Genomic DNA, 23,977 nt, shown 5'->3' with positions numbered 1-23,977 from the left:
AGCCCGTCACACGCCGCTCCGGTGACGAAAGGGATTAACCCACCTGTCCGCTGGGTCAGGTATGGCGGTTCTCGAACAGCTCGGCTTCATGCTCGTCTTTCTCGCCGTCGGCGCGGCCGCACGTAGCGTCTCGCTGCTCACCGAACGGCGTACCAAGACGCTGACGGCCGTCGCGTTCTACGTCGCCCTGCCGGCGTTGATTTTCACCTCGACGTTCGACCGGCCACTGCGCGAGCTCATCTCGCCGGCGTTGCTCGTCGGCCTCTGGATTGTCATCGGCGCGACCGCCGCCGTCGGCTGGGTCGTCCACCGGCGCCGGGCCAACGACGCCCGCCGGAGCGTCGCCATCGTGCAGTCGTACCACGGGAACATGGGGTTTCTCGGGTTACCGCTGGTGGCGGCGACACTGGGCGGCGAGGCCACAGCGGTCGCAAGCGTCGTCCTCGGGCTGGGCGCGCTGACTCACGTCCCGGCGACGGTGTTTACCCTCATCCGCATCAACGACAGCGACGCGTCGCTGTCGGGCGAGCTACGGGCGCTGGCGACGAACCCCGTCCTCATCTCGCTCGCCGCCGGCATCGCCGCCTCCGTCGGCGGCCTGGGCGTGCCGGCCGTCGCCGTCGCCGGGCTCGACGCCGTCTCGACGCTCGCGCTCCCGCTCGCACTCCTCTGTGTCGGCGCGAAACTCGACACGGGGCTGTCGCTGTCGGCGCTGCGGCCGGCCACCGGCGTCGTTCTGCTGAAGGTGGTCTGGATGCCCGTCCTCGGGTGGGCGGTGTTCTCGGCGCTGAGCCTCGGGCCGACGGCGCTGTCTGCCGCCGTCATCATGTTCGGCTCCCCCACCGCGGTCTCGACGTACGTCTACACCAGCGAACTCGGCGGCGACGCCGCCTTCGCCTCGATGAACGTCGTCGTGACGACGGTGGCGTCGCTGGGGACGCTCTCCGGGCTCGTCTGGCTGTTCGGGTGAGACGGAACGGGACACGCTTTTCCCGACGCCCGACCCGACTCCCAGTCATGCCCTACCACCACATCGACCCCGAAGAGCTACCCGGAACCGATGACTACCCGTGTGACCGGCGCGGTATCTCCGACGCGGCGGAGCTGCTGGCGCTGCACGCGGCGACCTACGAGATGGCGCCGGGCGAGCAGCTCCCCCGCGAGTATCACTACCACCAGCAACGCGAGGAGCTGTTCTACGTCGTCTCGGGGACCGTCCACGTCGAGACGCCCGAGGGGGAGTTCGTCGTCGGGACCGACGAGGTGTTCGTCGCCGAGCCCGAGAGCCCCCACCGGCCGTACAATCCCGAGACCGCCGACTCGTCGGCCCGCGTCGTCGGCGTCGGCGCGCCAAAGAGCGACCCCGGCCTGCCGTACAGCCCGGACAGTTGAGGGCGACCCCGTGTGATACGTAGTCACAGTACCGGTACCGACCGACAAGTTCCACAATTAGCAACCGTTTATCCCCGTCACCGAGGCAGCCGTAGTGATGGGCCTCACTCAGCTACGTTCCCTTCTGGATATCCGTGGCAGCTACGGTCGAAAGTTCGCCGGTCTCCTTCTCGCGATTATGCTGCTGACCGCCGCGGTCGGCGGCGTCATCTACACGACGGTCGGCAACGAGATTCGCGCCGACACTGAGGCGTCACTACAGACGAACGCGGACCTGGAGGCAGAGCGGCTGGACAACTGGTTCGCGGTGATGACCAGACAGGCCGAGACGCTCCCCCGGTCGGTCGCGTTCCGCAGCGGCGACGAGTTCCACGCGACCGACCAGCTCTACCAGCTGACGGCCCGAGAGGCCGTCTCTGGCGCGTACTTCTTCAACCGGACCGACGGGACGACCGTGGCCACGGCCGGCAGCGAATCCGCTGTGACAAGCGACGGGCGGCTACAGAGCGGCCTGCGCCAGCGCACCGAACAGCTGTTCTCCGCGACCGACGACCGGGTCGTCTACTCGGAACCGTTCCGCCCTTCGGCGACCGGGAAACCACAGCTACTCCTGCTCAGCAAGTCGCCCAGCGACGAGACCAAGACGCTGGCAATCCTCATCGACCTCGAACGGCTCTCCGAGCAGATGCTCGGCGACGGGGGAGCGGCGAACGTCCGCGTGACCAATCAGGCCGGAACGGTCGTCCTCGCTCAGGACCCGTCGACGCTCCTGTCGACCGACCCCGTCGCGACGGACCGCTTCGAGGGCGGTAACGGCTCGTTCACCACGACAGCCGGGGCACAGGAACAGTCCATCGGCTACGCGAGGAGCGAGCAACGCGGCTGGACGGTGACCCGGCGTGTCCCCACTGACACCGCCTATCAGCTCCAGCAGACGGTGTCGACACAGCTGCTCGCGTTGCTGGCGGTGTTGCTCGGCGGGCTGCTCGTCGTCGGACTGACGCTCGGCCGAAACACCGTGCGGTCCGTGCGTGACCTCTCCCAGCGCGCACAGACGGTCCGGGACGGCGACCTGGACGCGCCAATCGAATCCGGACGAGAGGACGAAATCGGCGAGCTGTACGCCTCCTTCGACGCGATGCGTGAGTCGCTCAAGCAGCGAATCGACGAACTGGAGCGCGAGCGCAAGCGCGTCGAGACCGCCCACGCGGAGGTCATCGAGACGAACACCCATCTCAGGAACAAGGCCGACGACTACTCGACGGTGATGGAGCGCGTGGCTGACGGCGACCTGACGACCCGGATGGAACCGGACGGCGAAAACGACGCGATGGACGCCATCGCCGAGGATTTCAACGTCATGATGGCCGAACTGGAGCGGACGACCGGACAGCTCAAGCAGTTCGCGACCCACGTCGAGGAGTCCGGTGAGGTCGTTGGCACCAACGCTGCCAACGTCAAACAGGCCGCCGAGCAGGTCGCCGAATCGATTCAGCGCATCTCCGACGATAGCTATCGGCAGCGAGAGGAACTCAGGGACGCCATCGGTGCTGTCGACGAGGCCGTCGGCGCCCTCAAAGCGGACGACATCGACCGTGCCCAGGAGCGTCTCGACGCGCTCGCGGAACAGCTCTCCGAACTGGCCGAGACCACCGACACCACGCTGGCCGAGACCGAGACCGTTGCGGGGGCCGCCGAGGAACAGGCCGCGGAGCTCACCGAAGTGAGCGCGCGGGCAGAACACCTCATCCGGTACGTCGAACCGCTCCAGAAAATCCTCGATAGCTTCGAGGCCGAGGCCGAACACGAGTTCGTCTTCAGCGGTGGCCCGTCGCTGGACCAGGGGAACACGACCGACGACTGACGGGCAGACCGAAAGGTGTGACAGTTTTTTACCACTAGCCCGCTCACCAGCAGACATGACCCAGAAGCAGGAAGTCAGACGGGCGCTCGTCGACAGCGGCGTCACGGCCGTCCTGCGGGGCGTTCCGGAGGACAAGATAGTCGACGTGGCCCGCGCCGTCCACGACGGCGGGGTCCGGGCCCTGGAGCTGACCGCCGACGCCAAACGATGTTCGGAGCAGGTCGCGGCCGTCGACCGCGCGCTCGAAGACACCGACGCCGTCGTCGGCGTCGGGACGGTTATGGACCCCGCGGCCGCCCGCAACGCCATCGAGGCCGGGGCGGAGTTCGTCCTCGGGCCCCACCTCGACGAGGGCGTCATCAAGGTGTGCAATCGGGAGAGCGTGCTCTGCATTCCGGGCATCATGACCCCGACGGAAGCGGCCGACGCGATGGCCGCCGGGGCGGACATGCTGAAGATGTTCCCGGCCTCGACCGTCGGTCCGGGCCACATCGGCGCGATTCAGGGACCGCTGGGCGACGTGCCCATCATGCCGACCGGCGGGGTCTCGACGGACAACGTCGCCGACTACTTCGAGGCGGGCGCCGTCGCGGTCGGCGCCGGCTCGGCGCTGGTCGACTACGAGGCCATCGAGAACGACGACATGGACGCCGTCCGCGAGAGCGCGGCTGAATTCGTCGAAGCGGTGGAGCAGGCGAGGGAGTGAGTGAAGCGCCTCGGGAACGCGAGCGGGAGAAACACGGAGTGCCGTGACAGCGTGACCCGGGCGCCGTCACGGCGGGGCCGGCCAGCTAGCGAGGCGGGGTTACATCCCGGAAGCGGTTCCGGTGGGCGTTGCCGTCCCGGTGCTCGTCCCCGTCTCGGTCCCGCCGGTCGTACCGTCGGGTTCGGCGTCCGTCGTGACGACGAGCCGGGCGCCTGGCTGGTCGGCGGCGCTGTCGAGATAGCCGGCCGCGAAGACGGTCTGGGCGGCCGTGTCGGTCGTGTTGACGCTGAACGTCGCGACCGGCTCCTCGTCGTTGGCCAGACTGTTCTGCCGGAGTTCGATGGCCCCGGTGTCGGCGGGGACCGTGACGTAGTCGCCGGCCTCGCCGAACGCCACGCCGTTTGCGATGACTGTCTCCCCGGCGGTCACGTCGATAGTGGGTGCATCGGGGATAGTGTGGACGGCCCGAACGCGCGTGCTACCGGCTTCGGCCGTCGTGTCGTCGTCGGTCAGCAGCGTCACGGTAAAGGACTGGCTCTGCCCCGACAGTTCGCCGATGGCCGCGGCGGTCTGTGGCCCGCGTTCCAGCGTGACGGTCTCGTCGAAGACAGCGTACGACCCGTCGGTCGGCGTGACGGTTAGCCGGTGTTCGCCCGTGGTCAACGACCGGTAGTCACTCACCGACTCGAAGGCGGCGTCCGGAACGACGGTAGTGCCGTCGACAGCGACCTCGACGTTCGGGGCGTCCGGCGCGAGATGTGCGACCCGAAGCATCGCGTCGCCACCGGTCGTCGTTTCGGTGCCCTCGGGTTCGGTGTTCTGCCCCGACTCGGTGTTCTGCTCGGTCCTCGTTTCCGGTGGCTGGTCCGTCTCGGTCATCAGCTCCATCCCGTCGGACTCGGTACCCGTTCCGGTCGGCGTCCCGCTCTGCCCGTCGCTGTTGCTACAGCCGGCGAGCGCGACCAGCGCACCGCCGGCGACCGTCAGTACACCGCGTCGAGTCTTGCTGTTCCGTCGCATTGATAGGCCCGTCAGCACCGGTCCGTATGGTAAGTGACAGTATACGGGCGAAAATCCGGTAGTTAATTCGGAGGCGGCTCTGCGGTGAAAGACGCGGATAGAGGCTGTGCCGGTTGCGGGCCGGCAGTTCGGCCGAGTAACGTTCGGCTAGCCCCCGGCCGGGATTACGCCGAAAAGAGGCTGTCGACTATCTCCTCGGGGTCGAACGGTTCGAGGTCGTCGTAGTCCTGTCCCGTCCCGAGGAAGAGAATCGGCTTGCCGGTGACGTGGGCGACCGAGATGGCCGCACCGCCCTGCGGGTCGGCGTCGGCCTTCGTGAGCACCGCGCCGTCTATCTCGGCGGCGTCGTCGAACTCGCGGGCGCGGTTGACCGCGTCCTGGCCCGCGACGGCCTCGTCGACGAACAGCGTCATGTCGGGGTCGATGTTGCGGTCTATCTTTTCGAGCTGGGCCATCAGGTCGTCGGAGGTGTGGAGCCGGCCGGCCGTATCGCCGAGTACCACGTCGACGTCGTTGGCCTTCGCGTACTCGACGGCGTCGTAGACGACGGCCGTCGGGTCGGAGCCCTGCTCGTGGGTGATAATCTTCTTGCCCAGGTTCTCGGCGTGTTTCTGGAGCTGCTCGTTGGCGCCGGCGCGGTAGGTGTCGCCGTTGGCCAGCACGGTCGAGAGCCCGCGGTCCTCGAAGTACTGCGAGAGCTTGGCGATGGTCGTGGTCTTCCCGACGCCGTTGACGCCGGTGAAGATGATGACCACGGGCTTTTCGGCGTCCTGAACCCGCTCGTCGAAGTCGAACTGCCCGACGCTGATGACGTCGTACAGCGCCTCCCGTAGCGAGTCACGGACGAGATTGCCCGTACTGGAGAGGCGCCGGCGGGTCTCGCCGGTGAGGTTCGCCTCGACGCCGGAGAGAATCTCGTTGGCGACGCTCATCTCCACGTCGGACGACAGCAAGGCGAGTTCGAGGTCGTCCAGATGGTCCTGGAGGTCCTCCTCCTCGATGACCGTCTTCCCCGTGGCCATGAGTTTGGCCTTCTCGGTGAGGCTACGGCCGTCGTCCTCGTCCTCCTCGTCGGGTGCCAGGTCCGGAACGGCGTCCTCGTCGGCGGACGCTTCGGCCGTGTCAGCCGTCTCGTCCGCGGAATCGGCTTCGGCAGCCGCGTCGGTGTCTTCCGAACCGTCCTCAGCCGCCGACTCGGCGTCACCTGCGGCGGCCGCGGTGTCGTCCGCGTCGTCGGCCGGCTCGGCGTCGGCGGTGTCCGTCGCTGTGTCGGCGTCGTCCGTGACATCGCCCTCGGTCGGCTCCGTCTCGGCCGGCGATTCGTCTCCGGAGTCTGGCGACGCTGCGTCGGGTTCGCCCTCGGCGGCGTCCGCTGCCGCCTTGTCCTCGACGTCGTCTTCGACGGCGTCCTCGTCGACGTCTTCCTCGACGTCGCTGGTGAACCCGCTGAGCTTGTCCTTCAGTCCATCGAACATGGGGACCTTACTCGTCGGACTGCTGCTCTTCCTGCTGCTGCATCATCTGCTGCATCTGCTGTTGTTGCATCTGCTGGGCCTGCTGTTCGAGCTCGTCCATCTCGCCCTCGACTTCGGCCTTGTCGTCGCGGAGGCCCTCGATGTGGTCGTCGAGGTTCTCCTTCTTCGTTTCGAGCGTCTCGACGGCGCCGTCCTGGTCGCGCTCGGCGGCGTAGCCGCCGCCCAGGGAGACGACGATCTCGTCGATGTCGTCAACCGTCGCGCGGACGTAGGCGTCCCCGCCGACCGGGACCTGCACCGTCGAGCCCGACTCCAGCACGTCGATGGCCTCGATGGCGTCGTCGATGTCGGACTGCTTCTCCTGCAGGCGCTCGACTTCCTCGTCGATGGCCTGCATCTCCTCTTCGAGCTGTTCGATTTCCTGCTGGAGCTGCTGCATCCCGCCGCCGCCACCGCCACCGCCGCCCATCATGCTGCCACCTCGTCGATGGAAATCTGTGTGCGCTTGAGGTTGTGCTGGGAGCCGAAGTTGCTGTAGACGCGCTCGGTGGCGACGTCCTCGTTTGGCGCTTCGACCTCCTTCTCGAACTGCTGGGGCCCGTCTCGGGCCGGGAAACTACCGCGAACAGTGTACGTGCTCATACCCTCCGGTGCGGGCAGGACAGGGAAGTATCTTCCCCTTCGGCGTTTTTTATCCGCGCCCCGGGAGTCCGGGACGGCGGGGGAATTCCGGGCACCAGCGCTTATGTCCGCCGCCCACAGAGGGGACCACAGGGGAGTGACAGCTCGACATGACCAGTGACGGATGGCTCCCGCGCGAGCGGCAGCTGTCCGAGTCGGATACCGTGCTGTGGACGGTCGTTATCCTGTCGTCGGTGTTCGACGTCGTCACGACTATCGTCGGGACGGCGCGTGGGCTCGGCGAGGGCAACGGCGTCGCCCGGGCGTTCATCGAAACCTACGGGACGCCGGGCATCGGCCTGCTGAAGTTCAGCGCCCTGCTGGTCGTGGTCGTCGCGTGGACTCGGCTGGACGACCGTCGGGCGACGGCCGTCCTCGTCGGGTTCGCGCTGGTCTCGCTGGTGGTGGTCGCGCTGAACGCGATGACGCTCGCGTCGCTGTGACGCGGCCGACGGCGCCCTACTCGGGCGCGTAAATCATGTCCCCGCCACACATCGGACAGGACGGTCTGAGCACCTCCGTCGCGTAGTCACACCGGCGACAGACGAGCGGTTTCGGTTCGGCCACCGTTGGTTCTCCGTCTGACATGTATGTACGTCAGCACTCTATCATGATAAATGTTGACACTGTTCGTGAACGTCGACGCCGGGGCCGGGCCGCCGGCAGCAGAAGGGAGCCTCAGTCGATGTAGCCGAGCGTCGCGTCGATACGGCCCAGCTCCGGGCCGGAGGTGTCCGTCCCACAGACGTAGCCGGTGTCGTTGGCCACCAGGCCGGAGCCGACCAGCGGGCCGCCGTAGTTGACGGTGCCGATGTCGGCCGGCACGTCGAGCAGCTCTTCGAGGGCGTCGAGTTCGCCGTCGGTCGCTTTCGGGTGGCAGAGGACGCCGCTGTCGGTGGCGACGGCGGCCGTACCGACGGTGTTGACGCCGGCGATGACGCCGCGTTCGACGGGCACGTCGAGCCCGTCACGGACCGCCTGGACGGCCTCGCGGGAGAGGTCTGGGTGAACGTAGGCGCCGGAGTCGTTACAGCAGACGACGTTACCGGCGGCGTTGATGCGGCCCGGCAGTTCCGTCACCGGCACGTCGACGACGTCCTGGATGCGCTCTATCTCGCGGTCGCGCACGCGAGACGAGACGAGCAGGCCGTTCTCGTTGCCGGTCGCCAGCGCGCCGACTGTCCCGGAGCGGCCCACCGTCGTGGGGATGACTGGCACGTCCAGTTCCTCGCTGATGTCCTCGGCCAGCGATTCGTCTACGTCGGGGCGGACCAGCACGCAGTCGTCGGTCGCTCGGGCGAAGACACCGACGTACGACGACCCGGAGAATGCCGCGCGGAGCAAGGGTTATTCCGCTGTCTCTGCCTCGACGACCGCATCGCCCTCTTCCTCGAAGCGGGCGGCGCGGACGCGGATTTTGCTCGGCGGACTCGACCGGCCTTGGGCCCACGTCGTCTCGTTGATGGAGGGGTCGATGCGGACGGCGTCCTCCTCGACGGAGAAGTGCTTGGCGAGGTGCTCGCGGATGAGTCGCATCGCCTTGTCGGCCTTCTTGTGGTTCGCCTCGGCCTTCGCGTCGCGGAGCGGAATCGTGACGACGCGCTCCTCGAAGTCACCGGCGCTCATTATTCGTCAGTGTCGCCCCGGCGCCAGTGGCGCCGTTTCGGGTTGCGCTGGACTTCGCGGTCGGTCTTGAGCATGACCCAAGACGGGACGCGGCTGTTCTGGTTGTCGAGTTTGGCCAGGCGCTTCTTCTTGGCCTTCGACTTCTTGCTCATGGTGTCGGACCTTCTGTGCCACGGCTTAAATTCCTTCCTTTTCGGGTCGCCCTCCCCCGACCGCCCATTTACTGCTTTCGTTATCAGGGATTATAAGCGGGCGGATAGAACTAAGTACGGAAATTCGGAGATATCCACACGTGAACCGTCGGAGCGTACTACAGACGCTGGGAGCGGGGTTAGCAGTCGCCGGGTCGGGCTGTCTCGGCGGTGGCGGGGAGGTCATCGTGAGCGTCCAGCAGGACGTCACCGTCGAGCCGGGCAACGCGTGGATGGAGACGGAGATTCCCGACCTCTCGGAGTCGGGCGGCGCCATCGAGTACATCGTCCGGGCCGAGCAGGCCTTCGACGTCTACTTTTTCAGCGACGAGAGCGACTTCGAGCAGTACAACGCGTATATCAAGGGCGACGACCCCGACTCGACGCCGCCGGGAAACAGCGATTTCAGCCAGGCGGCGGTGCCGGCCGAGGGGTCGGACCTGTACGAGGCGACGACCGACAACGGCGGGAACCGGCAGTCAGTCGAGAGCACCGGTCCGTACTACTTCGCCGTCGACCACTCCAGCTACCGGATGGAGAACCGCGTCGAGGAGTTCGACGACTCACTGCAGGCGTTCGTGGACCTGAAGGTCATCCGCAAGCGCTCGCTCATATGAACGCGAGCGGGACCATCGCCAGCGCGCCCGCGAGCGCGCCGGTCAGCAGTTCGCGCTTGCCGCCGCCGGCGAGGTTCTGGCCGTACTCCAGGGCTTCGGGGACGAACTCGGTCGCGACGAGATATATCATCGCTCCGGCCGCGAAGCCGAAGCCGAAGGGGAGAAACTCCCGGGCCAGCGTCACGAAGTAGTAGGCGACCACCGCGCCGACGGGCTGGGGGAGCGAGGAGAACACCGCCCACCACACCATCTTCGGCTCGCTGACGCCCAGCGAGCGCAGCGGGATGGCGATGGCCGTCCCCTCCGGGACGTTGTGGACGGAGATAGCCGCCGTCATGAACACCGCCAGCAGCGGCACCGCGACGCCGGCGACGGCGATGGTCTCGCCACCGTCGGCCCCGCTCAGCCCGAGTTCGGCGAAGGAGACGCCGACGGCCACGCCCTCGGGGAAGCTGTGGACCGTCAGGATACCGAGGATGAGCACCAGCTTCCTGAAGCCGGCCTCCTCGAACTTCTTCGGGCCGTGGTCGAACCCTTCCAGCACCTCGTGAGCGACGACGACGAGGACGACCCCGGTGAGCAGTCCCGGCACCAGCAGTATCGGCGACCCGTAGTTCAGCCCCTCCCGGACCAGCCCGAACAGCGACGCCGCGACCATGATGCCCGAGGCGAGCCCCCACAGCAGGACGTTCCACCGGTCCGAGAACTCCTCGACCAGAAAGAACGGGGCGGCCCCCAGCCCGGTCGCAAGCGCCGTCAGCAGTCCGGCGACGAAGACGAACGCGACGTTCTCGACGACGACCATACCGATGCTACTGGACCGACGCCAATAATAATTATCACGAATCTGATTATTTTTGGCCGACCTAGAGCCGTACGTGGCCGCTCAGAGTGAAATCGAGTCGACAGTTGCGTACTCGGGACCGCCCTCACGCAGGACGCTCTCGGTCAGGCGGACCTCCTCGACCCGAAGCCGACCCACGTCCGGGTCACGGGTCCGGACGATGTCCTGTACCCGCGCTTTCCCGCCGGCGTGGTCCATCCGGGCGACGGTAGCGTGAGGGGTGAACTCGTGGTCCTCGGCGTCGAACCCCAGCGCCGTCGTCCGGTCCTCGATGGCCTCGTGCAGCGCCGTCAGTTCCCGGTCGCCGTGGCCCTCGCGGACCCCGATCCAGACGACGCTGATGTAGTCGAGCGAGGGGAACACGCCGAGGCCGCCGACGCGGGCCTCGAAGGGATCGACGCCGCTCGCGTCGACGGCGGTCTCCAGTTCGCTCACGAGGTCGTCGATGCCCTCGGGGTCGGTCTCGCCCAGGAACTTCAGCGTCACGTGGGCCTGTTCGGGGTCGGTGAGGCGGAGGCCGGCGGTGCCCGCGAACCGCTGCTGGACGGCCCCGACCTCGTCTGCCAGCCCGTCGAGGTCGACGCTGACGAACAGTCGCTTGCCCATGTGTGCGGTACCGTCCGGGCGCACTTGGAACTGACTGGCCCGGGACGTAGCCCTTAACCCGCCTGACCGTCAATCAAGGGTAATGACAGACCGCGAGCGCGAGGACCACCAGTTCTCGGAGGGCCAGGGGTTCGACGACACGTACGAGGGGTTCAATCTCGAACCGCCGGAGCTCGAAGTGGACCCCGACAAGGTCGACCCGGTCGACTCCCGAGTGCTGACGGACATGCTCGACCGGCGCAACGTCAGCTCCGACGCCGTCGACCCCGAGCAGTTGCTCGATGTCGGCCTGGAGTACATGCACATCAACCGCCACGAGCAGGCCGCCGAGACGTTCGAGCGGGTCGCCCAGTTCACCGAGGACGAGCGGCTCCAGCAGGAGGCCTGGACAAACAAGGGCGCGGCCCACGCCCAGCTTGAGGAGTGGGACGCCGCCATCGGCGCCTACAAGGAGGCGCTCAACTTCAACGAGGAGTCCGACCACGCCGCCACCGCCGAGACGAACCTCGCCTACGCCCTGTGGGAGTCGGGCCGAACCGAGCAGGCGCTGGAACACGCCGAGCGAGCGGTCGAAATCGACCCGCGCTTCGGCGAGGCGTGGTACAACCGCGGCTTCTTCCTGCTGGAGCGGGGGCTGGCCGAGGACGCCGTCGACGCCTTCGACAACGCGATTCGCCTGAGCTTCCGGAACGCCGACGTGTTAGAGGAGAAGGCCCGCGCCCTCGAGGAGCTGGGCAAGTACGACGAGGCCGAGGAGCTGGCCGAGGAGGTCGAGGAGCTTCGCGACGAGGCCGAACAGCAGCTGCTCGAATGATACTCAACGAGCGCGAGACCGACGAGGGGCTGCTCGTCTCCGTCTGTGACCCCGATGTCATGGGCGAGACCTTCGAGGACGGCCCCGTCTCGCTGACGGTCACCGAGGAGTTCTACGGCGGCGACGACGCCTCCGAGGACGAGGTGGTTGACAGCCTCGCGCGCTGTAGCGTCGCCAACATCGTCGGTACCGAGAGCGTGGACGTGGCCGTCGAACACGGCTTCGTCGACGAGGACAACGTCCTGGACGTGGACGGCACTCGCCACGCCCAGCTGCTCTGGCTCTAGCGGAACTGTAACTGTTTGAGCTTCCAGCCGCCCTCGAAGACGACCAGCCGGACGGTGTGGACGCCCCGGGGGAGCTCGATTTCGGTCGTGACCGCCGCCCAGTCGTACCACCCGCCCGTCGCGTCGAACTGGAGCCGCCGGAGCGGCTCGTCGTCGACGACCACGCCGAGGTCGCCGCCGCCGAAGCTGTCGGCCGCGGCGACTGCGAGCGCCAGTTCGTAGCTCCCGGCCGCCTGAACGGAGACGTCATAGGCGAGCCACTCGTCGCTGGCGAGCCAGTCGATGTCGCTTTCCCCGCGCAGCGGGGTGTCGACCGCGTCCCACCGGTCGGCGTGGTGGTACTCGTGGTAGTCGCCGACGCGGACTGTGCCGGGCACCTCGTGGCGCTCAATACCCGGCTGTTCGTGGGTCCCGGTCGGTCGGAGCGAGCGGGCGCGCTGTCCCCTGTCGCGCTGAATCACGCCCCCATCGGGCTGTTTCACCGGCTCGGAGCGTCGGTCGTCTGGGTCCCCCATCGGTGTGCCACCTATGCACGTACTCTCGTAAAATGATTGTCAATATTTCAGCGGCTGATAAACGGGGCCTCGAACGGGGCGTATTTATCAACAAACGTTCGCATTTTCCGACAGGAAGGGCGGTCCGGGGCCAAGGACGGCCGAGCTGTACCGGCCGATTTCGGGCCGGGCAAACCGTGGTTTTGGTGAACCAAAAGAAAGTTCTGCGGCCAACCCCTGTCAGTAGCTAATGGGACAAACCGATATCGACCCCCTCGACGTGGAGGCCATCCGGGCGGAGTACCCCATCCTCCAGCGGGAGTTCGGGGGCGAGCAGCTCGTCTATCTCGACAACGCCGCGACGACACAGACCCCCGAGTGTGTCGTCGAGACCATCGCCGACTACTACCGGACGACGAACGCCAACGTCCATCGGGGCCTCCACCAGCTGAGCCAGGAGGCCTCCGTCGCCTACGAGGAGGCCCACGACCGCGTCGCCGAGTTCATCGGCGCCTCAGGCGGACGCGAGGAGATCGTCTTCACGAAGAACACCACCGAGAGCGAGAACCTCGTCGCCTACGCCTGGGGGCTGAACGAACTCGGCCCCGAGGACGAGGTCGTCCTCACGGAGATGGAACATCACGCCTCGCTGGTGACCTGGCAGCAGATATGTAAAAAGACTGGCGCGACCTGCCGGTACATCGAGGTCGAGGACGACGGCAGCCTGAACATGGACCACGCCCGCGAACTCATCGGCGACGACACGGCGATGGTCAGCGTCGTCCACGTCTCGAACACGCTGGGGACCGTGAACCCGGTCTCGGAGCTTGCCGACATCGCCCACGACCACGGCGCCTACATCTTCGTCGACGGCGCCCAGTCGGTGCCGAACCGCCCCGTCGACGTGGAGGCCATCGACGCCGACTTCCTCGCCTTTTCCGGTCACAAGATGGCCGGCCCGACCGGCATCGGCGTCCTCTACGGCAAGAAACACATCTTGGAGGAGATGGAGCCGTACCTCTACGGCGGCGAGATGATAAAGAAGGTCACCTTCGAGGAGTCGAAGTGGAACGACCTCCCCTGGAAGTTCGAGGCCGGCACGCCCGTCATCTGCCAGGGCATCGCGCTGGCGGAGGCCTGTGACTATCTGGACGACATCGGGATGGACGCCGTCCGTCGCCACGAGAACGAGCTCGCACAGTACGCCATCGAACAGCTGGAGGGCGAGGGCGACATCGACATCCTCGGCCCGCCCGCCGGCGTCGAGCGGGGCGGTCTCGTCTCCTTCAACCTCCAGTCGGTCCACGCCCACGACCTCTCCTCTATCCTCAACGACTCCGCCGTGGCGATTCGGGCCGGCGACCACTGCACCCAGCCGCTCCACGACAAGCTGGGCATCTCCGCCTCCGCGCGGGCCTCCTTCTACGTCTACAACACCAAAGAGGAAGTGGACAAGCTGGTCGAGGCGATAGACGACGCCAGACAGCTGTTCGCGTGACGGCCTCCCCGCGGTAACCGAGGCATCAATCAGTGCCGCACCGCCCGGCGGCCGACGCGAGCTACTGGTCGTCGGTGTCCGGACAGGCGTCCCGGAATCGGAAGCCGTCCGCCCTGAGTTCGAGGTCGATATCTTTCACCGGACAGTCGCGGCCGGCCCAGTCGCTCGTCGTCCGCATCGAGAGCGTCCGGAGCTCTACCTCCAGTTCGTACGTCCCGGCGGGTAGCTCCTGGGGGTCCCGGGTCCGTGTCTCACCCGGCCCGATGTCGGTCAGTTCGAATGCCTCGACCGTGGTGCTGTTGCCCCGTGTCGTCCGTAGCAGAAAGCCCACGTCCTGGACTGTCGAACTGGTGTTTTCCACGCTGAGACGCAGTTCCGACTCGGCGGGCCCCGGCGTCGGTGTCGGCGTCGGCGACTCGGACCCGTCGTCGGCGCACCCGGCCACAGCGGTAGCGATACCCGTCCCCACTGTAGCGAGGAGTGAGCGGCGTTGCATCCGGAAACCCAGGTCGGTGCCGGGCTTATTGGTTACGGTCACTCGGACGAACGGCCGTCGCCGACGGGTGTCTCGACCGCTCCCAGAACCGCACGAACCCGGCCAGGGGCCAGTACGTTCGGCCGGCCGTCACGGCAAACCGGCCCAGAGGTAACCCTTATCCGCCGCAGTGTCCTATGGAAGTTCAACAATGGGTATCGGAGGCTCGGATATGTACCGGCAGCAGATTCTCGACCACTACAAGAACCCCCGCAACACGGGGGAGCTCGAGAATCCGACGTTCACACACGTGGGCGAGAACCCGATGTGTGGCGACGAGATACGGATGGACGTACTGCTCGACGAGAACGAGGAGACCATCGAACGGGTCGCCTTCCGCGGGGACGGCTGTGCCATCTCCCAGGCGTCGGCGTCGATGCTCTCCGAGCGGCTCCACGGGATGGCCGTCGAGGAGCTCCGCGAGATGGACCGTGACGACATCGTCGACATGCTCGGGGTCGACATCTCCCCGATGCGAATCAAGTGTGCGGTGCTGGCCGAGAAGGTCGCCCAGGACGGCGCCGACATCTACTTCGACGAGCTCGACATCGACCGGACGACCACCGAAGACGACGACTGAGACGGCGCTGACGCTCGCGACACCTTTTACAGCCGCTCGCCCGTCGGGGGAAGCATGCCCGAAAACGAGTGGGACCCCGACGACTACGACGAGGGCCACGGCTTCGTGGCGGAGTACGGCGCGGACGTGGTCGGACTGCTGGCCCCCCAGCCCGGCGAGCGTGTCCTCGACCTCGGCTGTGGCACGGGGACCCTGACGGCGGCTATCGCCGACAGCGGCGTCGACGTGGTCGGTATCGACGCCGCCGAATCGATGGTCGAACAGGCCCGTGAGAGCTATCCGGACCTGACGTTCGAGGTGGCCGATGCACGGGAGTACGAGCCCAACGGCGCGTTCGACGCCGTCTTCTCCAACGCCGCGCTCCACTGGGTACCCGACGAGGACCACGACGCGGTGCTGGCGATGGTCGACGAGGCACTCGCCGACGGCGGCCGCTTCGTCGCGGAGTTGGGAGGCCGTGGAAACGTCTCGCGGGTCGAGAACGCCGTCCGGGCCGAACTGGCCGACCGGGGCTACGACGCCGACAGCCCGTGGTACTTCCCGAGTGTCGGCGAGTACGCGCCCCGGCTGGAGCGCCACGGACTGGAGGTCACCGAGGCCGTGCTGTTCGACCGGCCGACGGAGCTGGAGGGCGGTGAGTCCGGGCTACGGGAGTGGGTCGAGATGTTCGGCGACGAGCTGCTCGACGGGGTGTCCGAGGCGGAGCGCACGGCGATACTGGACGGCGTCGAGGGGCGACTGCGGCCGGACCTGTACGACCCCGAGACGGGGAGGTGGACGGCCGACTACCGACGACTGCGGTTCGTCGCGCGAAAAGCGTGAATCGGGGAGCGCGGAAAGCCGGCGTGTGAGGTCAGGCCAGGAAGACGTGTCGCGGGCGGTCCGCCAGCACGTCACGGCCCCAGCTGACGGTCTCGGAGAACTCGTCGGAACGGAAGAAGGCCATGGCGTCCTCCTTGCTGTCCCACTGGCTGGCGATGAACATGTCGTTCGCGTCGTCGCGGTTCGCCAACAGCGCGGTCTCGCGGTGGCCGTCCATCTCTTCGAGCAGGCCGCCGACGGTGTCGAACTTCTCGACGAACTCCTCGCGGTACTCCGGCTTGACGGTGTAGAACATCCCCATCGTCCCGAAGCCGTCGCGCTCGGCCTGTCGATGGACGACGCCGGGGAGGTCGGTGAGGTAGTCGCTCGCGGTGCCGGCGGCGTCCTCGGTGTCCCACAGCGAGGCGACGGCGGTGGTGTCGGAGTCGGCGTCCCGGTAGACGGTCGTCCGCACGTGCGTGTCGTAGCGGTCGAAGGCGTCCCGCAGGTCCGCGACCTCGTCGGCCAGCGTCTCGGGGTCGGTCTCGGAGTACACGACTAAGGCGTAGACGTCCTCGCCGTGTGGCTGGCCGGCGTAGACGCCCTCGGCGTCCAGTTCCTCGCGGATGGACTGGGAGGAGGCGGCGGCCTGTTCGCCGCTGTCAGCGTCATCGCTCGCTTCCCCGAGCGGGCCGCCGACGCGCTCCTCGATACCCGCCAGGTCGCCGAGGAAGCCGGCGGCGGTCTCGGCGGCCTCCTTGGCGGTCCAGATGCTGACGACGTAGCTCTGGCCGCTCTGGGCCCGCACGGTCGTCGTCACGTGGCGGTCGTAGTGGTCGAAGCTCTCGGTGAGCTCCTCGACCTCGTCGACGAGGTCCTCGGCGTCGGCCGAGGAGTGGTAGACGAGCGCGTAGTCGCCGGCGTCGTAGCTCTCGCCCTCGTGGAGGCCGAGCCGGCCGAGCCGCCCCGCGGCGTCGTCGACCTCCTCAAAGTCCCCGGAGACGTCGGGCCGGCCGCCGGTGCCGCCCCCGCCGCTGTCCGTCCCGTCGCTCGTCGGGTGGTCCGCATCTGCGGTGTCGTCGCCGTGTGGGTGGTCGCCCTCGCCGGCGCTTCCGGGGTGGGCGTTGCCGTGACTGCCGGTGTCGCCGGCGGCGTGGCCGGAGTCGGCGACCGCGTGGCCGTCGGTCGCCGTCGCGTGGGCCGGGTCGTTGCCGGCCGGCTGTCCCGCCGCGTCGTCGGTCGGGACCCTGTGCCCGGCCATGACGGCGGGGAGGTCCGCCGGCTCGAACCGGCGGCCGACGTAGAACGGGCCGAACTCCGCGAACTTGGAGGTCGAGGGGTCAAAGCGCATCTCCGTCAGCAGCTCTTTGATGTTGGTCATGTCCTCGCTCCACAGCGTGATGCCCCACTCCCAGTCGTCGAAGCCGATGGAGCCACAGATCATCTGGTTCACGTCCCCGCCGTAGCCCCGGCCGATGTCGCCGTGGCGCTTGATGTGGGCGGCCCGCTCCTCGAAGTCGGTGTCGTACCAGTTCTGTTCGGGGTCCCGGCGCTTGCTCATGGGGTAGAAGCAGACGAACTCCTCGTCGGGCACGTCGGGGTGGAGCCGCGCCTGGATGTACTGGGCCAGGCCGGAGTCGTCGTCGACCTCGCCGTCGAAGTACTCCCGGGACTTCTCCGTGTAGCCCGACGCCTCCGTGACCGAGACGTAGGAGTAGGCCTGCTCGGTGAACGCCGCGAAGTCGGTCTGCTCGAAGTGGCGCTCCGCGGCGTCCAAGTCGGCCATCGTCGGCCGCAGATGCAGTATCATGATATCGGCCTTGTGGCCCATGACGGTGTAGACAGCCGTCTGGCCCTCCTCGGCGTCCGCGACCGATTCGTATCCCTCGAGGAAGTCGATACCCTCCGTGAGCGCTCGGTCACGCGCCCGCTCGGGGGCGTCGCGCCAGGCGTCCCAGTCGACGCGGCGACAGTCGTGGAGCACGTACCAGCCCTCCTCGGTCTGGGGTGGCGTCCGTTGGTCCATATCGGCGCTTGCAGGGCGAGCATAAGGAACCTTGCCATATCGCCGTGACCGACGCTGTTTGAAGCTGTGCGCCGCTTGGTCCAGTCATGTAGTTTTATAATCTATACGCGTTACCGGCGAAATGTAGTGCCCATGGATAATCAAATTGATGAATATGTGGCGACTGCCCTCCAGTCGTACACAGTCCTCGCGATCGTCGCCCTCCTCATCGGCGCCGCAGTGGCACCGTACGCGGTGGCAGTCGCGGAAAGCAATCAGAACCACGTCGTCGTGGTAAGTATAGACGAACCGATAACTGAAGGGTCCGCAGAGCAGACCGTCCAGGAAATCCGCGCCCTCCGGAACAACGACTCCGTGAAAGCAGTCGTACTGGACATCAACACCCCCGGTGGCAGTGCCCCGGCCAGCGAATCGATGTACATGTCGATAAAGCGGCTCTCGAACGAGAAGCCGGTGTACACGAGCGTCGGGGGCGCCGCCGCCTCGGGCGGATACTACGCCGCCATTCCCAGTGACGGCATCTTCGTCACGCCGGGCAGCCTCGTCGGCAGCGTCGGCGTCCGCGGGGCGGTCCCGTCGAGTGGCCTCCCGAGCGGCGTCACCACCGGCCCGGACAAGGCCGGCCAGATGACACAGGACGAGTACTACGCCGCAATCGAGTCGATGCGGCGCGCGTTCGTCGGCTCGGTGATGCAAGAACGCGGTGACAACCTCACCGTCCCCCGCGAGACGGTCGCGGAGGCGACCGTCTTCGTCGGCGGCCGCGCGGTCGAGGCCGGCTACGCTGACGAGCTCGGGAACACCGAGGACGCCATCGCGGCGGCCGCCGACGACGCCGGCGTCTCGAACTACCAGGTGAGCTACCGGGACCCGGCCGACCCGACGCAGTCGCTGAGCCTGCTGACATCGAACGGTACAGACGCGAACAGCACCGCGACCGCCGAGGAGTCGGCGAGCGGCAACAGCGGCGTCGACAGAATCAGATTCCTCATGCTCTACGGCACGCTGGAGAACGAACAGACCCCGTACAACGACACCGCCCAGGGAGGTGTTCGCGATGAGTAGCGCCGCGAAACGCGCCGGCGTCTTCGTCGGGGTCCTGGTCCTCGCCGTCGTCGTCGGCTCCCTCGCGTACGGGGTCGGCGGCCAGTCCGCACCCGCGACCAACGACGCGGACGCCTCGGCGTTCAACACCGGCGACTCGGTCGCGGAGGTCCCCGACGAGAGTGGCGAGTTGACGATGTCCGAAGACGCCGAGGGACAGGTGGTCGTCATCGACACCACCTACAGTTCCAGCGTCACGCCGGAGACGGTGACGCCCATGGCCAACACGCTGACCGAGAACGGAGCCGAGGTCCGGTTTAGCTCCGGCGGCTCGGGCTTTGGCCTGAACAGCACGCTGAGCGAGGCCGACGCGTACATCCTCATCGGTGCCAGCCGGACTATCCCCGAATCTGATATCGCGGGGATGCAGGCGTTCACCGACGCCGGTGGCCGCGTCGTCCTGCTGAACGAGCCACAGGGCGGGTCGACCGTCAGCCTCGGGGGGCTGCTGGGCTCCGCCGCGGCCGGGTCCCCGAACCCGCTGTTGCCCCTGACCAACGAGTACGGGCTGTCCTACGACAACGGCTACCTGTACAACATGGGGGACAACTCCAACAACTACCGGAACGTCTACGCGACGCCGTCCGGTGACTCCTCGCTCACCGAGGGCGTCGACCGGGTCGTACTCCACGAGTCGGTCGGTGTCAACGGCGGTCAGGCGGCGCTGACCGCCACCGAGGGGACGACGCAGTCGACGACCCGCCGCTCCGAGACCTACCCCGTCCTCACGCGGACCGGGAACCTCGTCGCGGTCGGCGATTCGAGCATCATGGACCAGGAGTGGCTCTACCGGGCCGACAACGAAGTGCTGGTCGGGAACCTGCTCGACTTCCTCGTGTCCGGCGATAAGTCGCCCGAAGACGCGCCCGGAAGCAGCGGCTTCGGCGGTCGACCCGGCACCGGTACCGGCGACACCGGCACCGGGACGGGCAGTGTCGGCGGCAGTGACGAGACCACGCCGACGCCGATAGCTCCGTAGAAACCCTCGCGGTCGCTTTTTTCAGCGCTCGACGCCGAAGATATCGTGGAGTTCGGTCTCTATCTGGCCGACGTACTCCTCCAGGACGGTCGAGAGCTTCTCGTCGTCCACGATAATCGCCGTGAGTCGGTCGACCGGGCTCTCGGGAAGCTCGACGTAGAACCCCTGGTCGTCGTCGTAGAACGGCTCGGACTCGTTGAGTATCTGCTGGTCGATGGCGTGGACGAGTTCGGAGTCGTAGCGGTCGTTCATCACTTCGAACGCCTGCTGATACGCCTTCTGGAGCTGTGGAAAGTAGTTGGCGTACTTGTCCTCGAACTGCTCGGGGTCGAAGTCGGTCATGACCGGGGGGAGGGTCGCCCACAATAAAGGTGGTGCGGAGTCCCGCCACACGGTGGGGCGGCTATCGCGAGCGGACGGTCTGGGCGTCCTTCTGTGGCAGGTAGACCACGAGGTAGCCGACGAACACGATACCGAAGAGACCGCTGAGAACGAGGTAAACGCGAACGTCCAGATTCAGGAAGACGACCAGTATCTCACGGATAGTCGCCCGCGGGTCGGCGAAGCCGAAGGTCTCGGTGTAGGCCACGAGCCCGCCGACGACGACCAGCAGAGCGTCGAACAGTACGCGGCGGTCCATGTGTCGGAGTATCTCGCGTGATAGCGTATAGCTCTTGCTGCCGAACGGGTACCGAGCGGGAGCGGGGTTCGACGGGCGTTCAGACCCGGTCCAGACACGCCACGGCGAGCCGACTCAGCCGAGCTGGTCGGCGACGATCTCGTCGGCGGCGGCGATAAAGGCCTCTTCCTCGCCCGCCGGCACCGTCGCGCCGGCGGCGATGTCGTGGCCCCCGCCGTCGCCGCCGACCGAGCGGGCGGCCTCGCTCATCACGACCGAGAGGTCGACGCCCCGACCGACGAGCGGGCCGGTCGCCCGTGCCGACACTTTCGTCTCGCCGTCGGCGTCGGCGAAGGCGACGATGGGTTTGTCGGCGTCGACGCCGTCGGTTCCCAGCGCCATCCCGGCGACGATGCCGACGATGGTCTCCCGGATGGCGTCGCCGGCGTCGAAGTACTGGACGTGGTCGGCGTGGGTGATGCCGCGCTCCTTGACCAGGTCGAGCCCCTGTGAGAGGTTGCGGCGGTGGTTCGCCAGCAGTTTCCGGGCCTGTTCGAGGGGGGCCTCGCGGTCGCCGAGACAGACCGCAAGCCCCACGTCGGCCCGCTCGTAGCGGGCGGTGGCGTTCAGCAGCGTCGAGAACTCGCTCGCGTCCCGGAGCTCGGTCCCGGTCGGCTCTGCAGTCAGCGTGTAGGTCGTGGCCACCAGCGACTCTATCTTGTCGGCGGGGACGCCGCGTTTGACGGCGCGCTGGACCAGCGCGCTGGCGACGGTCTGGCGCTCGTCGTCGGTGAGGTCCGCCCAGGTCCGCCACTCGCCCTCCCGTTTCAGGTCCAGCCCGAGCTCCTCCAGAAACCGGGTGGCGCCGGCCTGGTCGTTCGAGATGCCCGGAATCGGGACCTCCGTGGCGTACTCTAGGAGCTTCGGGAGCGGGCGGGTCTGCTTGCCGTACAGCGAGAGGTCCGTCCCCTCGGTCAGTACGTCGGCGGCGACGCCCTCCTCGACGATACCGCTGTTTGCCCCGACGAGTTCGCCGCCGACGGCCTGCATGTCGCCCACGGCGCCCACGACGGCCAGCGCCGCGAGGTCGCGGTTGTCCCCGTCCTCGGACTCCAGCGCCCGGGCCAGCGCGTAGGCCGCCCCGGCCCCCGACAGCTCCGAGGCCCCGTTGATGCCGACCAGCAGCGGGTTACAGTGGTAGTCGAAGTCGGCGTAGCCGTCGGTGTCGTAGACGGCGTCAGGGTGACAGTCCTCGGGGTCGGCGGGCTGGTGGTGGTCGGCGACGACGGCCTCGAAGTCGCCCGCGGCGACGTGTTCGGAGATGGCGTCGAGCTGCCCGGAGCCGAAGTCGGTGAACAGCACTAGCGCCTCGTCTCTCGCGGCGATGGATGCTATCTCGTCGGCGTCCAGTTGCTTCTTGAACACCGTCTCGACCGGAATCCCCGCCCGCGACAGCGCCGACGCGGCGATGGCGGCGCTGGTCAGGCCGTCGGCGTCGATGTGGGAGGCGAGCAACACGCGGTCGGCCGCGCGGAGTCGGTCGGCACACGACGTCGCGCGGTCGGCCAGCGCGGGGACGGGAGCACTCATCGTGGCGAGGTAGGAGCGCCCCCGGATAAAAGCCTTCAGGAGCGCCGGCTCAGGTGACCTGTCGACGGTCAGTGATGGTGACGGACTGGTCGGCGCTCTCGACGGTCGTGCGTATAGTCACCCAGCCGTCGGCGTCGCGGACTGCGAGGGCGGCGTCCAGTTGGAGTTCGACCCGCTGGGTCGCGGTGTAGGTCTCACCGGGACCGAGCCGGGCCACTCGCTCGGTCCCCCGCCAGCGGACCTCGCCGTCGGTGTCGTTGCCCGCGTAGAGCCGCGTCCGGACAGTCAGGTCGCGTGCGACTGTGGACTGTTCGTTGGTCACCGTCGAGGTCACGTTGCGACACAGCATCCCGCACGGGTCGACCCGGCGGGTGTCGAGCGTGAAGGGCTCGCCCGCGGTCGTCCCCCGCTCGGCGGGCGGCGTCTCCGTGGGGGTCGGCACCGCCGCCGACTCGGTCGCAGTGCCCGTCCCGCCGGAGCCAAAGAGCCCGAACAGGCCGGTCAGCGCCACGCCGGCCGTCACCACCAGGAGGACGCCGAGGACCGCGAGGAGCCCGACGACCGGCCAGTCGTCGGCCATCAGTCCCGCCGCTCCGTGTCGCCATCAGTCGCCGACCCGCAGGCCCCCACAGTCGGCAGCGAGGGGCCGGCCAGCGGGGCGTCGGCCGTCGAACGGGGTCTCGCCATCGATACCCAGCGTACGCTGGGCAATCATATCAATAATCCGAGATTGGTAACAACCTCGCAGCTACTTACGGTATGCGTGGCTTATAGACCGACAGGAACGCGTGAACGCCGAGCGAGCGGACCGCCACTTTTCTCCCGATGGCGTTATCTTGTCGTCACTCCTATACGAACGCATGAATCACTGCCGCGCTATCGCCGGGGTCGGTCGATGAGCCTGCTCAGCCGCCTCGCCTTCGCCATCCGCTCGAAGCTGTCGGCGCTGATAAACCGGAGCTCGGACCCCGGAAGCGAACTCGACTACTCCTACGAACAGCTACGCGACGAACTCCAGGAAGTCACGCGGGCCGTCGCCGACGTGACGACCCAGAAGAAACGCCTGGAGATACACCGCCGGCGGCTCCGCGAGAACGTCGAGAAGTACGACGGGCAGGCCCGGGAAGCCATGCGCCAGGACCGGGAGGACCTCGCCAGGCGCGCCCTAGAGAAGAAACAGGCCCACGTCTCCCAGATAACCGAACTCGGCGAGCAGATAACGAGCCTCCAGGAGACCCAGGACCGGCTGGTCGGCAAGCGGGCGGAGCTTGCGAGCCAGATAGAACAGTTCCGCGCGCGCAAGGAGACCGTCAAGGCCCGCTACGAGGCCGCCGAGGCGTCGGCCCGCGTCAGCGAGGCCTTCACCGGCGTCGGCGAGACGATAGACGACGTGGGCCGAGCGATGGAGCGGGCCACCGAGCGCACCGAGCGCATGGAGGCCCGCGCCGAGGCGCTGGAGGAACTGGAGGAGACGGGCCAACTGGAGAGCGTCCTGGCGGAGGGCGACGACATCGACCGGGAGCTAGACCGGCTCTCGACCGAGCGGTCCGTCGAGAACGAACTCGACACCCTCCGGGCCCAGCTGGCGAGCGAGGACCGGGCGACCGAACCCGCCGACTGAATACGGC

31 protein-coding genes are annotated in these 23,977 nt (G+C 67.5%); 14 read left to right on the top strand and 17 right to left on the bottom strand.

Annotated elements, in window-relative coordinates:
- Positions 1–61 precede the first annotated feature (61 nt).
- From NJQ98_RS14630 to NJQ98_RS14615, 4 genes are all read left to right on the top strand, one after another.
- Positions 62–970: an AEC family transporter gene (locus tag NJQ98_RS14630; RefSeq protein ID WP_262179971.1), complete on the top strand. Its 909-nt coding sequence runs from the start codon at positions 62–64 to the stop codon at positions 968–970.
- Positions 971–1,017: 47 nt separating this feature from the next.
- Positions 1,018–1,392 carry a cupin domain-containing protein gene (locus tag NJQ98_RS14625; RefSeq protein ID WP_262179969.1) on the top strand — a complete coding sequence of 125 codons (375 nt, stop codon included), beginning with the start codon at positions 1,018–1,020 and terminating at the stop codon, positions 1,390–1,392.
- Between the two features lie 97 nt (positions 1,393–1,489).
- The gene (locus tag NJQ98_RS14620; protein WP_262179967.1) at positions 1,490–3,256 is read left to right on the top strand and encodes a methyl-accepting chemotaxis protein; all 1,767 of its coding nucleotides are present in this window, start codon (positions 1,490–1,492) and stop codon (positions 3,254–3,256) included.
- 55 nt (positions 3,257–3,311) lie between these two features.
- Positions 3,312–3,962, top strand: a complete 651-nt coding sequence (locus NJQ98_RS14615) for a bifunctional 4-hydroxy-2-oxoglutarate aldolase/2-dehydro-3-deoxy-phosphogluconate aldolase (protein WP_262179965.1) — start codon at positions 3,312–3,314, stop codon at positions 3,960–3,962.
- Positions 3,963–4,061: 99 nt separating this feature from the next.
- Here the strand turns inward: NJQ98_RS14615 and NJQ98_RS14610 are convergent, their stop codons facing one another.
- The 4 genes from NJQ98_RS14610 to rpl18a all read right to left on the bottom strand — a co-directional run bounded on the left by NJQ98_RS14610 (position 4,062) and on the right by rpl18a (position 7,099).
- Complete coding sequence (locus NJQ98_RS14610; RefSeq protein WP_262179963.1) at positions 4,062–4,982, bottom strand: DUF4397 domain-containing protein; 921 nt, start codon at positions 4,980–4,982, stop codon at positions 4,062–4,064.
- 164 nt (positions 4,983–5,146) lie between these two features.
- Entirely contained in the window at positions 5,147–6,457 is a 1,311-nt protein-coding gene (ftsY, locus tag NJQ98_RS14605) for a signal recognition particle-docking protein FtsY (RefSeq protein WP_262179961.1), read from the bottom strand.
- Positions 6,458–6,464: 7 nt separating this feature from the next.
- Positions 6,465–6,929 (bottom strand): prefoldin subunit alpha, encoded by a 465-nt coding sequence (gene pfdA / locus NJQ98_RS14600; protein ID WP_262179959.1) that lies wholly within the window; start codon positions 6,927–6,929, stop codon positions 6,465–6,467.
- The gene (gene rpl18a, locus NJQ98_RS14595) at positions 6,926–7,099 is read right to left on the bottom strand and encodes a 50S ribosomal protein L18Ae (protein WP_262179957.1); all 174 of its coding nucleotides are present in this window, start codon (positions 7,097–7,099) and stop codon (positions 6,926–6,928) included. Before rpl18a ends, pfdA begins: the two co-directional genes overlap by 4 nt.
- Positions 7,100–7,248: 149 nt before the next feature.
- Here rpl18a and NJQ98_RS14590 point away from each other — a divergent pair, with 149 nt between their 5' ends.
- Positions 7,249–7,581 carry a DUF5658 family protein gene (locus tag NJQ98_RS14590; protein WP_262179954.1) on the top strand — a complete coding sequence of 111 codons (333 nt, stop codon included), beginning with the start codon at positions 7,249–7,251 and terminating at the stop codon, positions 7,579–7,581.
- Positions 7,582–7,597: 16 nt separating this feature from the next.
- Here the strand turns inward: NJQ98_RS14590 and NJQ98_RS14585 are convergent, their stop codons facing one another.
- From NJQ98_RS14585 to NJQ98_RS14570, 4 genes are all read right to left on the bottom strand, one after another.
- Positions 7,598–7,726: a zinc ribbon-containing protein gene (locus tag NJQ98_RS14585; RefSeq protein WP_262179952.1), complete on the bottom strand. Its 129-nt coding sequence runs from the start codon at positions 7,724–7,726 to the stop codon at positions 7,598–7,600.
- A 90-nt stretch (positions 7,727–7,816) separates the two neighbouring features.
- Complete coding sequence (locus NJQ98_RS14580; RefSeq protein ID WP_262179950.1) at positions 7,817–8,482, bottom strand: translation initiation factor IF-6; 666 nt, start codon at positions 8,480–8,482, stop codon at positions 7,817–7,819.
- A gap of 3 nt (positions 8,483–8,485) precedes the next feature.
- Positions 8,486–8,764: a 50S ribosomal protein L31e gene (locus tag NJQ98_RS14575; RefSeq protein ID WP_262179948.1), complete on the bottom strand. Its 279-nt coding sequence runs from the start codon at positions 8,762–8,764 to the stop codon at positions 8,486–8,488.
- Positions 8,764–8,916: a 50S ribosomal protein L39e gene (locus tag NJQ98_RS14570; RefSeq protein WP_220588816.1), complete on the bottom strand. Its 153-nt coding sequence runs from the start codon at positions 8,914–8,916 to the stop codon at positions 8,764–8,766. Before NJQ98_RS14570 ends, NJQ98_RS14575 begins: the two co-directional genes overlap by 1 nt.
- 140 nt (positions 8,917–9,056) lie before the next feature.
- Between NJQ98_RS14570 and NJQ98_RS14565 the strand changes: the two genes are divergently transcribed.
- A complete protein-coding gene (locus NJQ98_RS14565) occupies positions 9,057–9,572 on the top strand; it encodes a hypothetical protein (RefSeq protein WP_262179944.1) in 516 nt (171 codons plus the stop codon).
- Here NJQ98_RS14565 and NJQ98_RS14560 read toward each other — a convergent pair.
- Together NJQ98_RS14560 and thpR are read right to left on the bottom strand one after the other, a co-directional pair.
- The gene (locus NJQ98_RS14560) at positions 9,565–10,377 is read right to left on the bottom strand and encodes a ZIP family metal transporter (RefSeq protein WP_262179942.1); all 813 of its coding nucleotides are present in this window, start codon (positions 10,375–10,377) and stop codon (positions 9,565–9,567) included. The genes NJQ98_RS14565 and NJQ98_RS14560 overlap by 8 nt on opposite strands.
- Positions 10,378–10,458: 81 nt before the next feature.
- Positions 10,459–11,022 (bottom strand): RNA 2',3'-cyclic phosphodiesterase, encoded by a 564-nt coding sequence (gene thpR, locus NJQ98_RS14555; protein WP_262179940.1) that lies wholly within the window; start codon positions 11,020–11,022, stop codon positions 10,459–10,461.
- A gap of 82 nt (positions 11,023–11,104) precedes the next feature.
- Between thpR and NJQ98_RS14550 the strand changes: the two genes are divergently transcribed.
- Both NJQ98_RS14550 and NJQ98_RS14545 read left to right on the top strand, forming a co-directional pair.
- A complete protein-coding gene (locus tag NJQ98_RS14550; RefSeq protein ID WP_262179938.1) occupies positions 11,105–11,836 on the top strand; it encodes a tetratricopeptide repeat protein in 732 nt (243 codons plus the stop codon).
- A complete protein-coding gene (locus NJQ98_RS14545; RefSeq protein ID WP_262179936.1) occupies positions 11,833–12,123 on the top strand; it encodes a DUF424 domain-containing protein in 291 nt (96 codons plus the stop codon). The genes NJQ98_RS14550 and NJQ98_RS14545 overlap by 4 nt, the downstream gene beginning before the upstream one ends.
- Here the strand turns inward: NJQ98_RS14545 and NJQ98_RS14540 are convergent.
- A complete protein-coding gene (locus tag NJQ98_RS14540; RefSeq protein ID WP_262179934.1) occupies positions 12,120–12,638 on the bottom strand; it encodes a carbohydrate-binding protein in 519 nt (172 codons plus the stop codon). The genes NJQ98_RS14545 and NJQ98_RS14540 overlap by 4 nt on opposite strands.
- Positions 12,639–12,867: 229 nt before the next feature.
- On the opposite strand from NJQ98_RS14540, the gene NJQ98_RS14535 reads away from it, so the two are divergent.
- Positions 12,868–14,115, top strand: coding sequence for an aminotransferase class V-fold PLP-dependent enzyme (locus NJQ98_RS14535; RefSeq protein ID WP_262179932.1), 1,248 nt, complete (start codon positions 12,868–12,870; stop codon positions 14,113–14,115).
- Between the two features lie 61 nt (positions 14,116–14,176).
- Here NJQ98_RS14535 and NJQ98_RS14530 read toward each other — a convergent pair whose 3' ends face one another.
- The gene (locus tag NJQ98_RS14530; protein ID WP_262179930.1) at positions 14,177–14,611 is read right to left on the bottom strand and encodes a hypothetical protein; all 435 of its coding nucleotides are present in this window, start codon (positions 14,609–14,611) and stop codon (positions 14,177–14,179) included.
- Positions 14,612–14,801: 190 nt separating this feature from the next.
- Here NJQ98_RS14530 and sufU point away from each other — a divergent pair, with 190 nt between their 5' ends.
- Positions 14,802–15,230, top strand: coding sequence for a Fe-S cluster assembly sulfur transfer protein SufU (sufU, locus tag NJQ98_RS14525; protein ID WP_262179929.1), 429 nt, complete (start codon positions 14,802–14,804; stop codon positions 15,228–15,230).
- 54 nt (positions 15,231–15,284) lie between these two features.
- Entirely contained in the window at positions 15,285–16,052 is a 768-nt protein-coding gene (locus tag NJQ98_RS14520; RefSeq protein WP_262179927.1) for a class I SAM-dependent methyltransferase, read from the top strand.
- Positions 16,053–16,083: 31 nt separating this feature from the next.
- Here the strand turns inward: NJQ98_RS14520 and NJQ98_RS14515 are convergent, their stop codons facing one another.
- Positions 16,084–18,057, bottom strand: coding sequence for a heme-binding protein (locus NJQ98_RS14515; protein ID WP_262179926.1), 1,974 nt, complete (start codon positions 18,055–18,057; stop codon positions 16,084–16,086).
- 132 nt (positions 18,058–18,189) lie between these two features.
- Between NJQ98_RS14515 and NJQ98_RS14510 the strand changes: the two genes are divergently transcribed.
- Together NJQ98_RS14510 and NJQ98_RS14505 are read left to right on the top strand one after the other, a co-directional pair.
- Positions 18,190–19,122, top strand: coding sequence for a S49 family peptidase (locus NJQ98_RS14510; protein ID WP_262179924.1), 933 nt, complete (start codon positions 18,190–18,192; stop codon positions 19,120–19,122).
- On the top strand, positions 19,115–20,140 hold the full coding sequence (locus tag NJQ98_RS14505) for a hypothetical protein (protein ID WP_262179923.1): 1,026 nt from the start codon (positions 19,115–19,117) through the stop codon (positions 20,138–20,140). The genes NJQ98_RS14510 and NJQ98_RS14505 overlap by 8 nt, the downstream gene beginning before the upstream one ends.
- Positions 20,141–20,161: 21 nt before the next feature.
- Here the strand turns inward: NJQ98_RS14505 and NJQ98_RS14500 are convergent, their stop codons facing one another.
- From NJQ98_RS14500 to NJQ98_RS14485, 4 genes are all read right to left on the bottom strand, one after another.
- Positions 20,162–20,482: a DUF5783 family protein gene (locus tag NJQ98_RS14500; protein WP_262179921.1), complete on the bottom strand. Its 321-nt coding sequence runs from the start codon at positions 20,480–20,482 to the stop codon at positions 20,162–20,164.
- A 61-nt stretch (positions 20,483–20,543) separates the two neighbouring features.
- Positions 20,544–20,780, bottom strand: coding sequence for a hypothetical protein (locus NJQ98_RS14495; RefSeq protein ID WP_262179919.1), 237 nt, complete (start codon positions 20,778–20,780; stop codon positions 20,544–20,546).
- A 114-nt stretch (positions 20,781–20,894) separates the two neighbouring features.
- Positions 20,895–22,349, bottom strand: a complete 1,455-nt coding sequence (gene recJ, locus NJQ98_RS14490) for a RecJ family nuclease (RefSeq protein WP_262179917.1) — start codon at positions 22,347–22,349, stop codon at positions 20,895–20,897.
- Between the two features lie 49 nt (positions 22,350–22,398).
- On the bottom strand, positions 22,399–22,929 hold the full coding sequence (locus tag NJQ98_RS14485) for a hypothetical protein (protein ID WP_262179914.1): 531 nt from the start codon (positions 22,927–22,929) through the stop codon (positions 22,399–22,401).
- A gap of 315 nt (positions 22,930–23,244) precedes the next feature.
- Here NJQ98_RS14485 and NJQ98_RS14480 point away from each other — a divergent pair, with 315 nt between their 5' ends.
- On the top strand, positions 23,245–23,970 hold the full coding sequence (locus NJQ98_RS14480) for a PspA/IM30 family protein (RefSeq protein ID WP_262179911.1): 726 nt from the start codon (positions 23,245–23,247) through the stop codon (positions 23,968–23,970).
- Positions 23,971–23,977 lie beyond the last annotated feature (7 nt).

Origin of the sequence: Haloarcula laminariae (assembly GCF_025457605.1) — an archaeon.
Classification (GTDB): Archaea; Halobacteriota; Halobacteria; order Halobacteriales; family Haloarculaceae; genus Haloarcula; species Haloarcula laminariae.
This window is presented reverse-complemented; position numbering and strand designations above follow the sequence as displayed.

Coding starts and splice junctions, on each gene's coding strand:
- thpR (WP_262179940.1), bottom strand. CDS start 11,022: ATGGGCAAGCGACTGTTCGTCAGCGTCGACCTCGACGGGCTGGCAGAC.
- ftsY (WP_262179961.1), bottom strand. CDS start 6,457: ATGTTCGATGGACTGAAGGACAAGCTCAGCGGGTTCACCAGCGACGTC.
- NJQ98_RS14615 (WP_262179965.1), top strand. CDS start 3,312: ATGACCCAGAAGCAGGAAGTCAGACGGGCGCTCGTCGACAGCGGCGTC.
- NJQ98_RS14495 (WP_262179919.1), bottom strand. CDS start 20,780: ATGGACCGCCGCGTACTGTTCGACGCTCTGCTGGTCGTCGTCGGCGGG.
- NJQ98_RS14560 (WP_262179942.1), bottom strand. CDS start 10,377: ATGGTCGTCGTCGAGAACGTCGCGTTCGTCTTCGTCGCCGGACTGCTG.
- NJQ98_RS14545 (WP_262179936.1), top strand. CDS start 11,833: ATGATACTCAACGAGCGCGAGACCGACGAGGGGCTGCTCGTCTCCGTC.
- NJQ98_RS14505 (WP_262179923.1), top strand. CDS start 19,115: ATGAGTAGCGCCGCGAAACGCGCCGGCGTCTTCGTCGGGGTCCTGGTC.
- NJQ98_RS14625 (WP_262179969.1), top strand. CDS start 1,018: ATGCCCTACCACCACATCGACCCCGAAGAGCTACCCGGAACCGATGAC.
- NJQ98_RS14590 (WP_262179954.1), top strand. CDS start 7,249: ATGACCAGTGACGGATGGCTCCCGCGCGAGCGGCAGCTGTCCGAGTCG.
- NJQ98_RS14550 (WP_262179938.1), top strand. CDS start 11,105: ATGACAGACCGCGAGCGCGAGGACCACCAGTTCTCGGAGGGCCAGGGG.
- NJQ98_RS14515 (WP_262179926.1), bottom strand. CDS start 18,057: ATGGACCAACGGACGCCACCCCAGACCGAGGAGGGCTGGTACGTGCTC.
- NJQ98_RS14630 (WP_262179971.1), top strand. CDS start 62: ATGGCGGTTCTCGAACAGCTCGGCTTCATGCTCGTCTTTCTCGCCGTC.
- NJQ98_RS14530 (WP_262179930.1), bottom strand. CDS start 14,611: ATGCAACGCCGCTCACTCCTCGCTACAGTGGGGACGGGTATCGCTACC.
- NJQ98_RS14575 (WP_262179948.1), bottom strand. CDS start 8,764: ATGAGCGCCGGTGACTTCGAGGAGCGCGTCGTCACGATTCCGCTCCGC.
- NJQ98_RS14585 (WP_262179952.1), bottom strand. CDS start 7,726: ATGTCAGACGGAGAACCAACGGTGGCCGAACCGAAACCGCTCGTCTGT.
- NJQ98_RS14620 (WP_262179967.1), top strand. CDS start 1,490: ATGGGCCTCACTCAGCTACGTTCCCTTCTGGATATCCGTGGCAGCTAC.
- sufU (WP_262179929.1), top strand. CDS start 14,802: ATGGGTATCGGAGGCTCGGATATGTACCGGCAGCAGATTCTCGACCAC.
- recJ (WP_262179917.1), bottom strand. CDS start 22,349: ATGAGTGCTCCCGTCCCCGCGCTGGCCGACCGCGCGACGTCGTGTGCC.
- NJQ98_RS14480 (WP_262179911.1), top strand. CDS start 23,245: ATGAGCCTGCTCAGCCGCCTCGCCTTCGCCATCCGCTCGAAGCTGTCG.
- NJQ98_RS14485 (WP_262179914.1), bottom strand. CDS start 22,929: ATGGCCGACGACTGGCCGGTCGTCGGGCTCCTCGCGGTCCTCGGCGTC.
- rpl18a (WP_262179957.1), bottom strand. CDS start 7,099: ATGAGCACGTACACTGTTCGCGGTAGTTTCCCGGCCCGAGACGGGCCC.
- NJQ98_RS14500 (WP_262179921.1), bottom strand. CDS start 20,482: ATGACCGACTTCGACCCCGAGCAGTTCGAGGACAAGTACGCCAACTAC.
- NJQ98_RS14510 (WP_262179924.1), top strand. CDS start 18,190: ATGGATAATCAAATTGATGAATATGTGGCGACTGCCCTCCAGTCGTAC.
- NJQ98_RS14520 (WP_262179927.1), top strand. CDS start 15,285: ATGCCCGAAAACGAGTGGGACCCCGACGACTACGACGAGGGCCACGGC.
- pfdA (WP_262179959.1), bottom strand. CDS start 6,929: ATGATGGGCGGCGGTGGCGGTGGCGGCGGCGGGATGCAGCAGCTCCAG.
- NJQ98_RS14535 (WP_262179932.1), top strand. CDS start 12,868: ATGGGACAAACCGATATCGACCCCCTCGACGTGGAGGCCATCCGGGCG.
- NJQ98_RS14540 (WP_262179934.1), bottom strand. CDS start 12,638: ATGGGGGACCCAGACGACCGACGCTCCGAGCCGGTGAAACAGCCCGAT.
- NJQ98_RS14570 (WP_220588816.1), bottom strand. CDS start 8,916: ATGAGCAAGAAGTCGAAGGCCAAGAAGAAGCGCCTGGCCAAACTCGAC.
- NJQ98_RS14610 (WP_262179963.1), bottom strand. CDS start 4,982: ATGCGACGGAACAGCAAGACTCGACGCGGTGTACTGACGGTCGCCGGC.